Annotated in this window: 7 protein-coding genes; all 7 read left to right on the forward strand. The window is 68.7% G+C overall.

The window, feature by feature from the left end:
• The first annotated feature begins 92 nt into the window (after positions 1–92).
• The 7 genes from O7616_RS06185 (at position 93) to O7616_RS06215 (ending at position 13,296) form a co-directional block, all read left to right on the forward strand.
• On the forward strand, positions 93–1,097 hold the full coding sequence (locus O7616_RS06185; protein WP_282305971.1) for a LacI family DNA-binding transcriptional regulator: 1,005 nt from the start codon (positions 93–95) through the stop codon (positions 1,095–1,097).
• 334 nt (positions 1,098–1,431) lie between these two features.
• The gene (locus O7616_RS06190) at positions 1,432–2,811 is read left to right on the forward strand and encodes an extracellular solute-binding protein (RefSeq protein WP_282305972.1); all 1,380 of its coding nucleotides are present in this window, start codon (positions 1,432–1,434) and stop codon (positions 2,809–2,811) included.
• Between the two features lie 89 nt (positions 2,812–2,900).
• On the forward strand, positions 2,901–3,857 hold the full coding sequence (locus O7616_RS06195) for a sugar ABC transporter permease (RefSeq protein ID WP_282263261.1): 957 nt from the start codon (positions 2,901–2,903) through the stop codon (positions 3,855–3,857).
• A gap of 12 nt (positions 3,858–3,869) precedes the next feature.
• On the forward strand, positions 3,870–4,757 hold the full coding sequence (locus tag O7616_RS06200) for a carbohydrate ABC transporter permease (RefSeq protein ID WP_282305973.1): 888 nt from the start codon (positions 3,870–3,872) through the stop codon (positions 4,755–4,757).
• A gap of 98 nt (positions 4,758–4,855) precedes the next feature.
• Positions 4,856–6,493 (forward strand): glycoside hydrolase family 13 protein, encoded by a 1,638-nt coding sequence (locus O7616_RS06205; RefSeq protein ID WP_282305974.1) that lies wholly within the window; start codon positions 4,856–4,858, stop codon positions 6,491–6,493.
• A gap of 136 nt (positions 6,494–6,629) precedes the next feature.
• Positions 6,630–9,497 carry a discoidin domain-containing protein gene (locus O7616_RS06210; RefSeq protein ID WP_282305975.1) on the forward strand — a complete coding sequence of 956 codons (2,868 nt, stop codon included), beginning with the start codon at positions 6,630–6,632 and terminating at the stop codon, positions 9,495–9,497.
• Positions 9,498–9,603: 106 nt separating this feature from the next.
• On the forward strand, positions 9,604–13,296 hold the full coding sequence (locus O7616_RS06215; protein WP_282305976.1) for a discoidin domain-containing protein: 3,693 nt from the start codon (positions 9,604–9,606) through the stop codon (positions 13,294–13,296).
• The last annotated feature ends 1 nt before the right edge of the window (position 13,297 follow it).

The raw sequence follows: 13,297 nt of genomic DNA on the forward strand, positions 1-13,297 counted from the left end.
GGTGGCGGATGGGAAGAATGCGGCAGCTGGACAGCAAACGCAGCGCATTTTGCTGTTCATTTCTTTCACCAAGACGACGTACGATTGCGGCCGTGACCAAGCGGTTGACTGAAGTCGCCAAGAAGGCGGGCGTCAGCGAGGCCACCGTCAGCCGGGTGCTCAACGGCCGCGACGGCGTCTCCGAGGCGACCCGGACCGCGGTGCTGACCGCGCTGGACGTGCTCGGTTACGAGCGACCCACCAAGCTGCGTGGCGAACGCGCCCGGCTGGTCGGGCTGGTGCTGCCCGAGTTGCAGAACCCGATCTTCCCGGCCCTGGCCGAGGTCGTCACCGGGACGCTCGCCCAGCGCGGCTACACGCCGGCTCTCTGCGCCCGGACCATCGGCGGCGTCTCCGAAATGGACTACGTGGAGATGCTCCTCGACCACCAGGTCTCCGGGGTTATCTTCGCCGGTGGCTCGTACGCGCTCGCCGACGCGCGACACGACCACTACCGTCGGCTGACCGATCGGGGCCTTCCGGTCGTGCTGGTCAACGCGGGTGTGGACGAGCTGGGTTTCCCCCGGGTCTCGACCGACGACGCGGTGGCTGTGGAGCAGGCGTACGGGCACCTGCGTTCACTCGGGCATGAACGCATCGGGATGGTGCTCGGCCCGGAGGGGCACGTGCCGTCGCGCCGCAAACTGGACGCGATGACCAGGGCCGCCGGTTGGGGCGAGGACGACGCCGAGTGCGTCGAACGCTCCAGCTTCTCGATGGAGGGGGCGCGGGTCGCCGCGACGAAGCTGGTCGAGCGGGGCGTCACCGGGATCATCTGCGCCAGCGACGTGCTGGCGTTGGGCACGATCCGTGCGGCCCGGCGGCTGGGTCGGTCGGTGCCGACCGACGTGTCGGTGGTGGGCTACGACGACTCCGCATTCATGACCTGTACCGACCCGCCGTTGACCACCGTGCGGCAGCCGATCGAGACGATGGGTCAGGCCGCCGTGGATCTGCTGGTCACCCAGATCGAGGGTGCCGGCGTGCTCCAGGACGAGCTGCTGTTCGAGCCCGAGTTGGTGGTCCGCGGCTCGACCGCTCCCGCCCCTGGTCGCTAGGTACCGCACCCGAACGACGCTTCGGCCGTCGACCGCTTCGCGCGGTCGGCGGCCGTTTTCGTGGTTGCTCGCAGCGAACCTCATCGAAGCGATCGAATGACCTGCAATAGAGGAACAAAAGGCGACATTCCCGGCTGCTTTCAAATCCTTGCCAACATCTGTCGCCATCGCGTCGTGTCCTTTCGTCATGGGGTCGACACCTTGCTGAAATGAGTCGGCCTCGCTACAGTGACTCCACTCACACCTGGCTCCGACGCAGCTACTGGGCGTCAGGTCGCATCACCGCAGATCAGCGAAGGTCATTGGAGACACCCGTTCCCGAAGGGATGGACAGATGTCCGTACCGCAATACCGAAAGGCTGCGGCGGTCGCGCTCGTGGCCGGCCTGGGGCTGAGCCTCACGGCGTGCTCCACGAAGAGTGACGACAAGGGCGCGACCGCCGGCGGCAAGGTCACCATCACCGTCGACTGCCAGCCGGTCGGTGCCCAGAAAGAGCTGCTGAAGAACTGGAACGACGATGTCGCCGAGTTCCAGAAGCAGAACCCGGACATCATCATCAAGAGCGTCAGCGTCGGCGAGCAGTGCAACAACCCGCCGGACTTCACCGCCCGTCTGGCCGGCGGCACCGTGACCGACGTGTTCTACGGGTACATGACCGATCTCCAGCAGGTGCTCGACTCCGGTCAGGCGATGGACATCAGCCAGTACGCCAACAAGGACACGATCCCGACCTGGGACAGCGTCGACCCGGCGCTCAAGGAGGTCTTCACCGACGGCGGCAAGCTCTACGCCGTTCCGGTGAAGAACTACTCGATGGGCCTGGTCTACAACAAGGTCCTGTTCCAGCAGGCCGGGCTCGACGCGAACAACCCGCCCAAGACCTGGGCCGACGTCCGGGCCGCCGCCAAGAAGATCTCCGCGCTCGGCAACGGCATCGCCGGCTACTCGGAGTACAGCGCCGGCAACACCGGCGGCTGGCACTTCACCTCCCTGCTCTACTCGCAGGGCGGCCAGGTGCTCACGGCGGACGGCAAGAAGGCCGACTTCAACAACCCCATGGGCAAGCAGGTCCTGCAGAACCTCAAGGACATGCGGTACGGCGACAACAGCATGGGCGCCCGCCAGCTGCTCCAGTGGGGCGACCTGCTGACCAACGCCGGCGCCGGCAAGGTCGGCATGTTCATCGGTGCGCCGGACGCCACCCAGGCGATCGTCAGCCAGTTCCAGGGCAAGTTCCAGGACTGGGCGATGAGCCCGCTGCCCGGCCAGGACGGCGCGGCGAAGGGCACGCTCGGTGGTGGCGAGGGCTACTTCTTCAAGAAGGACCTCACCCCGGAGCAGGTCAAGGCCGGTCTGAAGTGGATCGCATACCAGAAGCTCACCCCGGGCAAGGGGCAGTTCGACTACGTGCGGGCCAAGCCGCAGAACTACCCGGTGGGTCTGCCCCAGCCGCTGCTGTTCGCCAACGGCAGCGACGCGCAGAAGCAGGAGCTGGAGCTGCGCAAGGCGAACGCGAACGTGGACACCGCGAACTTCGCGCTCTTCGAGGCCACCCCGGTCCCGATCAAGGGTGAACCGCGCAACGCCCAGGCCATCTACGCGGTGCTCGACGCCGCGATGTCCGGTGTGCTGACCAACCCGAACTCGAACATCGACGCGCTGCTCAAGACCGCCGAGGACAAGGTCAACCAGCTCCTCGCCGCGGAGAGCTGACCGAGCGTGTGGGGGCCGGGACGCCGACCCGGCCCCCACACACCACCCGCACCGCATCTCGACGTCACTCAACCCACCCAGGAGTTGCCTTGGCGATCACCGTCGTCCCGGAGACCCCCAGGAAACCGGGCCGCCCGCCGTCGCCGTACTCGGCCGGGGCGCAGCGCACAAGCCTCGGCCGCAAGGTACGGGACAACCTCACCGGGCACGCGTTCCTGATCGGCGCGGTGCTCTGCTTCGTCGTCTTCTCCTGGTACCCGATGGTCCGCGGCATCGTCATGAGCTTCCAGCGGACCCGGCGCGGTGAGACCACCTGGGTGGGGTGGGACAACTACTCCCGCATCCTCGCCGACCCGAGCTTCTGGCCGGCCTGGCAGAACACGCTCTACTTCACACTGCTCGCGCTCGTCCTCGGGTACGCGGTGCCGTTCTTCGTGGCGGTCCTGCTCAACGAGTTCCGCCACGCCAAGGGGTACCTGCGGATCCTGGTCTACCTGCCGGTGATGCTGCCGCCGGCGTCGGCGTTGTACCTCTTCAAGTTCTACGCGTACGACCCCAGCGAGGCCGGTCTCTTCAACGCGATCCTGAAGGCGCTGCACCTGCCCACCTCGCAGTGGATGCAGTCGCCCGAGATGACAATGCCGGCCATGGTGCTCGCGTCGACCTGGATGAACATGGGCGGGGCGGTGCTGATCTACCTGGCCTCGTTGCAGAACATCCCGGGGGAGCTGTACGAGGCTGCCGAGCTGGACGGCGCCGGCATCTGGAAGCGCATCCGCCACGTGACGATCCCGCAGACCCGGTTGATCCTCGCGCTCCTGGCGATGATCCAGATCGTCGCCACGATGCAGCTCTTCATCGAGCCCCTGATCCTCGCCAACGGTGCGGGCGCGGAGGACTCCGCGACGTCGGTGGCGTACCTCATCTATCAGCACGGCTTCTTCCAGAACGACCTCAACGGCGCCGCGGCGCTCGGCGTGCTCATGCTCGTGGTGTTGGCCGGCTTCTCGGCCGCCTACCTGCGGCTGAGCGCGAAACAGGACTAGGACGGGCGAGACATGGCACAGGACTCCGGCACCCGGACCCTCATCTCTCACGCGCAACTCCGCCGTGGGCGCGGCCGGTTCATCTACTGGACGCTGCTCACCGTCGTCGTCGTGGGCTTCACCCTCGTCTTCCTCGGGCCGCTCTACTGGATGGTCACCGGCGCCCTGAAGTCCGGTCAGGAGATCGCGCAGACCCCGCCCTCGCTGTTCCCGAAGGACCCCCAGCCGCAGAACTACATCGACGCGTGGAACAACCTGGACCTCGCCAAGCTGCTGTTCAACACGTTCTACTACGCCGCCGGGGCGGTGCTGTTCCAGCTCGTCTTCGACACCGCGGCCGCGTACTCGCTGTCGAAACTTCGGCCGGTGTTCGGCAACGTGATCCTCGCCCTGATGCTGGGAACACTGATGATCCCGGCGATGGTGCTCATCGTCCCGCAGTACGTGACGGTGATCGACCTGCCGATCCTGCACATCAACCTGCTCGACTCGCCGTTCGCCATCTGGCTGCCCCTGGTCGCCAACGCGTTCAACATCTTCCTGTTGAAGCGGTTCTTCGACTCGATCCCGGAGGAGTTGATGGCCGCCGCCCTGATGGACGGGGCGTCGTCGCTGCGCACGCTGTGGTCGATCATCCTGCCGCTGTCGCGCCCCATCCTCGGCGTCGTCTCGATCTTCGCGGTGACGGCGGTGTGGAAGGACTTCCTCTGGCCGAAGCTGGTCATGCCCTCGCCGGAGACCCGGACGGTGAGCGTCGGCATCTACGCCTTCGCCGGCGGTACGCCGATGAACGTGGTGATCGCCGCCTCGGTCATCGCCGCCATCCCGACCGTCATCATCTTCCTGATCTTCCAACGGAACATCATGTCCGGTCTGACCACGGGCAGCCTCAAGGGGTAGCCACGACCGCAGCCCCCGCGGCGAACAACGACCGTTCGCCCGGCACACATCCAGGTCCGGCGAACCCGCCGACGTACTGACCCAGAAAGCAGGTGCTCGTGTCCACAGCAGACAGCAGTCCGTGGTGGCGTGGAGCGGTGATCTACCAGGTGTACCCCCGGAGCTTCGCCGACGGCAACGGCGACGGCATCGGCGACATCGCCGGCATCCGGTCCCGGCTGGATCACCTGTCCGCGCTCGGCGTCGACGCGATCTGGTTCAGCCCCTGGTACCCCTCGCCGATGGCCGACGCCGGCTACGACGTGTCCGACTACCGCGACATCGACCCGGTCTTCGGCTCCCTCGGCGAGGTGGAGGCGTTGATCGCCGAGGCGCACGCGCTGGGCATCCGGACCATCGTCGACGTGGTGCCGAACCACTGCTCCGACGCGCACCCCTGGTTCCAGGCGGCGCTCGCCGGTGGGCCGGGGGCACCCGAACGGGACCTGTTCTGGTTCCGCCCCGGCCGAGGCCCGAACGGCGACCAGCGGCCCACCGACTGGGTGGGCGAGTTCGGCGGCGAGACCTGGACCCGCACCACCAACCCGGACGGCACCCCCGGCGACTGGTACCTGCACCTCTTCGCCCCGCAGCAGCCGGACTTCAACTGGGACCACCCCCGGGTGCGGGCGGAGTTCGAGGACATCCTGCGGTTCTGGTTCGACCGGGGCGTGGACGGCATCCGGATCGACTCGGCCGGGCTGCTGGTCAAGGACGGGACGCTGCCCGAGGTCCACCCGGACCAGCCGCACCCGTTCCACGACCTCGACGGGGTGCACGACATCTACCGGGGCTGGCGGCGGGTCGCCGACGAGTACGCGGACCGCGCGTTGATCGGTGAGGTGTGGCTGCCGGACCGTCAGCGGTTCGCCAACTACCTGCGCCCGGACGAGCTGCACGCCGCGTTCAACTTCGACTTCCTCGGCTGCGCCTGGGACGCCTCCGCGTTGCGCGAGAGCATCGACGGGACGTTGAGCGCGCACGCGCCGGTCAACGCGCCGGCCACCTGGGTGCTGTCCAACCACGACGTCACCCGGCACGTCACCCGCTACGGTCGGGCCGACACCAGGTTCAGCTTCGCGGCCAAGCGCGAGGGCATCCCCACCGACCTGGAGCTGGGCACCCGACGAGCCCGGGCCGCCGCGCTGCTGTCGCTGTCGCTGCCCGGTGCCGCCTACGTCTACCAGGGCGAGGAGCTGGGCCTCTACGAGGTCGAGGACATCCCGTACGCGCTGCGCCAGGACCCGATGTGGGAGCGCTCCGGCCGGATCGACCCGGGCCGGGACGGCTGCCGCGTACCCCTGCCCTGGGGTGGTGACGAGCCACCGTTCGAGTTCAGCCCCGCCGGTGCTGCGGCGCCCTGGCTGCCCCAGCCGGCCGACTGGAAGGACCGGACGGCCAGCGCGCAGACCGGAGACTCGGCCTCGATGCTGGAGCTGTACCGGGCGGCGATCCATGCCCGGCGGGCCGACCCGGCGCTCGGTGACGGGGAGATGACCTGGCTGCCCGCCCCGGACGGGGTGCTCGCCTTCCGTCGCGGCGACCACTTCACCTGCGTCGTCAACCTCTCCGACTCCGCGGTTCCGATGCCGGCCGAGGGGGAGTTGTTGCTGGCCAGTGGCCCGCTCGACGACGGGATGCTGCCGTCGGACACGGCGGTCTGGCTGCGTACCGCCGAGGCCGTTGACCTGACCTGACCCCGCTCGACGTGATGCCGGCGGCCCGTCCCGGCCGCCGGCACCACGCCACCCGAACGAAAGGAGGAACGACGGGGGACGCGCCGCACCGACACGGGGGGACCTGGCCTGCCTGACGAAAGGGAGAGCGCAGCTCATGGCCAACCACACCACCGGCACCGCGCACCACCTTCGACACCCGACCCGGGCAGGGTTGGCCGCCATCGCCGCCACCCTGCTCGCCGCCACCTCGGTGACCGCCCTCGCGGTCACCGGCACCGCGACCCCGGCCTCGGCGGCCGGGTTGTCCCCCTTCGACATCCCCAACCGGGGCGCCACCGTGCCGTTCATCGAGCACGAGGCGGAGAAGGTCGCCCACAACGGCACGAAGATCGGCCCGGACCGGCGCTACGGCACGCTGCCGTCGGAGGCGTCCGGCCGGGAGGCGGTCACCCTCGACGCCGTCGGGGAGTACGTCGAGTTCACCCTCACCGCCCCGGCCAACGCGGTCACCTTCCGCTACAGCCTGCCGGACAACTCGGCCGGCACCGGCCGGGACGCCACCATCGACCTGCGGGCCAACGGCAACCTGCTGAAGTCGGTTCCGGTGACGTCGAAGTACGGCTGGTACTACGGCGGATACCCGTTCAACAACAACCCGGGCGACACCAACCCGCACCACTTCTACGACGAGACCCGGGCACTGTTCGGCAGCACCCAGCCGGCCGGCACCAAGATCCGCCTCCAGGTCTCCTCGACCGCGCAGTCGCCCACCTTCACCATCGACCTGGCCGACTTCGAACTCGTCGCGCCCATCGCCAAGCCCAGCGGTGTCATCGACGTGGTCACCGACTTCGGCGCCGACCCGAGCGGCGCGACCGACTCGACGGCGAAGTTCCAGGCGGCCGTCGACGCCGCTAAGGCGCAGGGCCGAGCCGTCTGGATCCCGACCGGCACGTTCACCCTCTGGGATCACGTGGTGGTCGACGGGGTGACACTGCGCGGCGCCGGGCCCTGGTACTCGGTGCTCGGCGGCCGCCACCCCACCGAGCGGAACAGGTCCGTCGGCATCTACGGCAAGTACGTCCCCGGCGGCGGCTACACCGGGCCGGTCCGCGCGCACGAGGCGAACGGGCCGAGCCGCAACGTCACCCTGCGGGACTTCGCCATCATCGGCGACATCCGCGAGCGGGTCGACGACGACCAGGTCAACGCGCTGGGCGGGGCGATGACCAACTCGGTCGTCGACAACCTGTGGCTGGAGAACACCAAGGTCGGGGCGTGGATGGACGGCCCGATGGACAACTTCACCATCCGCAACAGCCGGATCCTGGACCAGACCGCGGACGGCGTGAACTTCCACACCGGCGTCACCAACTCGACGGTGACGAACACGTTCGTCCGCAACACCGGCGACGACGCGTTGGCGATGTGGGCGCAGAGCGTGCCGAACGTCAACAACTCCTTCACCCACAACACCATCGGCGTGACGCTGCTGGCGAACCACCTGGTCAGCTACGGCGGCCGGGACATCAAGATCACCGACAACGTGACTGCCGACTCGCTGACCAACGGCGGCGGCATCCACGTCGCGAACCGCTACCCCGGCGTGCAGGGCGCGACCGGTGTCCAGGGCACCTGGACGATCGCCCGGAACACCCTGATCCGCAACGGCAACTCGGACTACAACTGGAACTTCGGCGTCGGCGCGATCTGGTTCTCCGCCCTCAACGAGGCGTTCCAGAACCCCACCATCAACATCACCGACACCGACATCCTGGACAGCTCGTACGCGGCCCTGCACTGGATCGAGGGTCAGACCAACGGGATCAACCTCAACAACGTCCGGATCGACGGAGCCGGCACGTACGCGCTCCAGGTGCAGGCGAACAGCCAGGTGTCGTTCACCAACGTGCGGGCCACCAACATCGCGCAGAGCAACCCGATCCACAACTGTGTCGGTGCCGGCTTCCAGATCACCCAGGGTTCGGGCAACTCCGGCTGGTACACCCCGACCCCGTACTGCGGCCCGTGGCCGAACCCGCAGTGGGGCGGCGGACCCACCTCGCCGCCGCCGACCACGCCGCCTCCCACCACGCCGCCGCCGACCACCCCGCCGCCGACCAGCGGGAACCTGGCGCTGAACCGGTCGACGACCGCGACCAGCACCAACCAGAACTACGCGGCGGGCAACGCGGTGGACGGCAACCCGGCCACCTACTGGGAGAGCGCCAACAACGCCTTCCCGCAGTCGATCACCGTCGACCTGGGCGCGTCCCGGTCCGTCGACCGGGTGGTGCTCAAGCTGCCCAGCGGGTGGGAGCAACGCACCCAGACGCTGTCGGTGCTCGGCTCCACCGACGGTTCGTCGTACGCCACGCTGGCGTCGTCCGCCGGTCGGGTCTTCGCCCCCGGCTCGGGCAACGCCGTGTCGATCGGGCTGCCCTCCGGTGACCGCCGCTACATCCGGGTGACAGTCACCGGCAACACCGGCTGGCCGGCCGCGCAGCTCTCCGAGGTCGAGGTGTACGGCGGCACGCAGACCACCCCACCGCCCACCACCACCCCACCGCCGACCACCCCGCCCCCCACCACCCCGCCGCCCAGCGGCAACCTGGCGGCCGGGCGCTCGATCACCGAGACCAGCCACTCCGACGTGTACGTCGCCGCCAACGCGGTGGACGGCAACGCGAACACCTACTGGGAGAGCGCCAACAACGCCTTCCCACAGTCGCTGACCGTGGACCTCGGCGCCGAGCGGTCGGTGTCCCGGGTCGTGCTGAAACTCCCACCGTCGTCGGCCTGGCAGACCCGTACCCAGACGCTGTCGGTGCTCGGCTCCACCAACGGCACGACGTTCACCACAGTGAAGGCGTCGGCCGGCTACACCTTCAACCCGGGCAGCGGCAACACGGCCACCGTGACCTTCACGGCGACCAACCAGCGGTACCTGCGGCTGACCGTCACCGGTAACAGCGGCTGGCCGGCCGGTCAGCTCAGCGAGTTCGAGGTCTATTCCAGCTAGCCCTCACCTGCTAGCCCTCACCTGTCGCGGAACGGCGGGCGTACCCCCTGCACCCGCCGCCGGGCAACGCACCCACACCCACCCCCGAAAGAGGTGTAGCGACCCCATGTCCAGTAACGGCACCAGACCAGGCACGCCGCCACCCGGCGCGCCCAATCCCGTCCCCCGCACCGGCCACCGGCGGCTACTGGCCGGCGTGCTCGCCGGGATGCTCCTCGCCACCGCCCCGGCCGCCGTCCCCGCGGCGAGCGCGGCACCGGCAGTCGACGCGGTGGCGGCCGCCGCGCGGGTGGCGATGCTCGCCGGGCTCTCCGCCACCATGACCGCCAGCAGCCACGTCCAGAACTACGTGGCGGGCAACGCCAACGACGGCAACGCCTCGACCTACTGGGAGAGCGCCAACAACGCGTTCCCGCAGTGGATCCAGGCGGACCTGGGCGCCACGGTCAACGTGGACCGGGTGGTGCTGAAGCTGCCACCGTCGTCGGACTGGCAGACCCGCACCCAGACGTTGACCGTGCTCGGCTCGACGAACGGCTCGTCCTTCAGCACCCTGAAGGCGTCCGCCGGCTACACCTTCAACCCGAGCAGCGGCAACACCGCGACCGTCAGCTTCACCGCCACCAGCACCCGCTACGTACGGGTGCAGGTGACCGGCAACACCGGCTGGCCCGCCGCGCAGTTCTCCGAGGTCGAGGTGTACGGCGCCACCGGCAGCACCGACACCCAGGCCCCCAGCGTCCCCGGCAACCTGGCGTACACCCAGCCGGCCAGCGGGCAGATCCGGCTCACCTGGTCGGCGTCCACCGACAACGTCGGGGTGACCGGTTACGACATCTACGCCAACGGCGCGCTGCGCGGCAGCGTCAACGGCTCGACGCTGGCGTACACCGACAGTCAGCCGGACAGCGCCACCGTCTCCTACTACGTCCGGGCCAAGGACGCAGCCGGCAACCAGTCGGCGAACAGCAACACGGTGACCCGCACCGGCACCGGCAACCCGCCGACCGGCAGCAACCTGGCGATCGGTAAGCCGATCACCGCCTCCGGTTTCGTGCACACGTTCGTGGCCACCAACGCCAACGACAACAACGTGGCCACCTACTGGGAGGGCAACGGCAACCCGAGCACGCTGACCGTGCAGCTCGGCGCGAACGCCACCCTCAGCCAGGTCGTGCTGAAGCTCAACCCGGACTCGGCCTGGGGTACGCGGACCCAGAACATCACGGTGCTCGGCCGGGACCAGGGCTCGTCGAACTTCACCACGCTCGTCGGCGCGGCGAACTACACCTTCAACCCGGGCAGCGGCAACACGGTGACCATCCCGGTCAGCGGCGCGGCGGCCGACGTCCGGCTCTCGATCGCCTCGAACACCGGCGCACCGGCCGGGCAGGTGGCCGAGTTCCAGGTCTTCGGCACCCCGGCGCCGAACCCGGACCTGACCGTGACCGGCATGTCGTTCAGCCCGTCCGCGCCGGTCGAGACCAGCACCATCACCCTCTCGGCCACCGTGCGCAACGCCGGCTCGGCGGCCTCCGGCGCGACGAACGTCAACTTCTACCTGGGATCCACCCGGGTGGGCACCGCGTCGGTCGGCGGCCTGGCGGCCGGCGCGTCGACGACGGTCAGCGCCGGCATCGGCACCCGCGACTCGGGCAGCTACCCGCTCAGCGCGAAGGTGGACGAGTCGAACACCGTCGTCGAGCAGGACGACACCAACAACAGCTACACCAACCCCAGCCCGCTGGTGGTCGGCGCGGTCGCCAGCTCCGACCTGGTCGCCTCCGCCGTCGACTGGTCGCCGGGCAACCCGCCGCCGGGCAGCACCGTCACCTTCTCGGTGTCGATCCGCAACGCCGGCAACCAGGCGTCCGCGTCCGGGGCGCACGGCATCACCCTCACCGTGCTCAACGAGTCCGGCACCGTGGTCCGTACCCTGACCGGCTCGTACTCCGGTGTGATCAACGCCGGTGCGACGGTCGGCCCGATCAACCTGGGCACCTGGACGGCCGCGAACGGCAAGTACACCGTCCGGGTGGTGCTCGCCGCGGACGGCAACGAACTGCCGGTGAAGCAGACCAACAACACCAGTGACCGGCCGCTCTTCGTCGGTCGCGGTGCCAACCTCGGCTACGACATGTACGAGGCCGAGGACGGCACCACCGGCGGCGGCGCCGGGCAGGTCGGCCCGAACCGGGAGATCGGCAACCTCGGCGGTGAGGCGTCCGGCCGTCGGGCGGTCACCCTGAACAGCACCGGCGCGTACGTCGAGTGGACCACCCGGGCGGCGACCAACACCCTGGTCACCCGCTTCTCCATCCCCGACTCGGCGGGCGGCGGGGGCATCGACTCGACGCTGAACATCTACGTCAACGGCACCCTGCACAAGCCGATCAACCTGACCTCCAAGCACATCTGGCTGTACGGCGCGGAGGCCAGCCCGAGTGACTCGCCGAGCGCCGGCCCGCCTCGCCACCTGTACGACGAGGCGAACGTGATGCTGAACTCGACCATCCCGGCCGGCAGCAAGATCCGTCTCCAGAAGGATCCGGCGAACACCACCACGTACGCGATCGACTTCGTCAACCTGGAGCTGGTCGCACCTCGGGCCAACCCGGACCCCTCGCGGTACCGGGTCCCCAGTGGCTTCAGCCACCAGGACGTGCAGAACGCGCTGGACGCGGTCCGGATGGACACCACCGGCAACCTGGTCGGCGTCTACCTGCCGGCCGGCACCTACGAGACCGCGCAGAAGTTCCAGGTGTACGGCAAGGCGGTGTCCGTCGTCGGCGCGGGTGTCTGGTACACCCGCTTCCAGACGCCCACCAACCAGCAGAACACCGACGCGGGCTTCAGGGTGGAGTCCTCGGCCAGCGGGTCGTCCTTCTCGCACCTGGCCTTCTTCGGCAACTACACCAACCGGATCGACGGGCCGGGCAAGGTCTGGGGTGAGCTGAAGGACGTCGACAACATGACGCTCGACAACGTCTGGGTCGAGCACACCGTCTGTGCGTACTGGGGGGTGAGCGTCAGCGGGTTGACCATCCGCAACAGCCGCTTCCGCAACACCTTCGCCGACGCCGTGAACCTGACCAACGGCAGCACCAACAACCTGGTCACCAACTCCGAGGGCCGGTCGAACGGCGACGACGCGTTCGCCCTCTTCTCGGCCACCGACCAGGGCGCGTCGGTCGGCAACAACGGCAACGTGTTCGAGAACCTCTCGGCCACGCTGACCTGGCGGGCGGCCGGGGTGGCGGTCTACGGCGGCTACAACAACATCTTCCGCAACCTCTACATCGCGGACATGTTGACGTACTCCGGGATCACCATCAGCTCGCTGGACTTCGGCTATCCGTTCATCGGGTTCGGATCCAGCCCGCCGACCCAGTTCCAGAACATCTCGCTGATCAGAGCGGGCGGGCACTTCTGGGGCTCCCAGACGTTCCCGGCGATCTGGGTCTTCTCCGCATCGAAGGAGTTCCGCGGCATCCGGGTGTCCGACGTGGACATCGTCGACCCGACGTACACCGGGATCATGTTCCAGACCAAGTACACCGGGTCGCAGCCGGAGAATCCGATCACCGACACGGTCTTCACCAACGTCTCGATCAGCGGCGTGCGCAAGAGCGGTGACGCGTACGACGCGAAGTCCGGCTACGCGATCTGGGCCAACGAGATGCCGGAACCCGGCCAGGGTCCGGCGGTCGGCTCGGTCACCTTCAACAACCTGCGGTTGACCAACAACTACCAGGACATCCGCAACACCACGACGACCTTCACCATCAACCGCAACTGAC

The organism is Micromonospora sp. WMMD964 (assembly GCF_029581455.1).
Taxonomy (GTDB): domain Bacteria; phylum Actinomycetota; class Actinomycetes; order Mycobacteriales; family Micromonosporaceae; genus Micromonospora.

What these genes read in the sequence shown, in the direction of transcription:
- O7616_RS06190 (WP_282305972.1), top strand. Translation starts at nt 1,432, where the DNA reads ATGTCCGTACCGCAATACCGAAAGGCTGCGGCGGTCGCGCTCGTGGCC.
- O7616_RS06200 (WP_282305973.1), top strand. Translation starts at nt 3,870, where the DNA reads ATGGCACAGGACTCCGGCACCCGGACCCTCATCTCTCACGCGCAACTC.
- O7616_RS06210 (WP_282305975.1), top strand. Translation starts at nt 6,630, where the DNA reads ATGGCCAACCACACCACCGGCACCGCGCACCACCTTCGACACCCGACC.
- O7616_RS06215 (WP_282305976.1), top strand. Translation starts at nt 9,604, where the DNA reads ATGTCCAGTAACGGCACCAGACCAGGCACGCCGCCACCCGGCGCGCCC.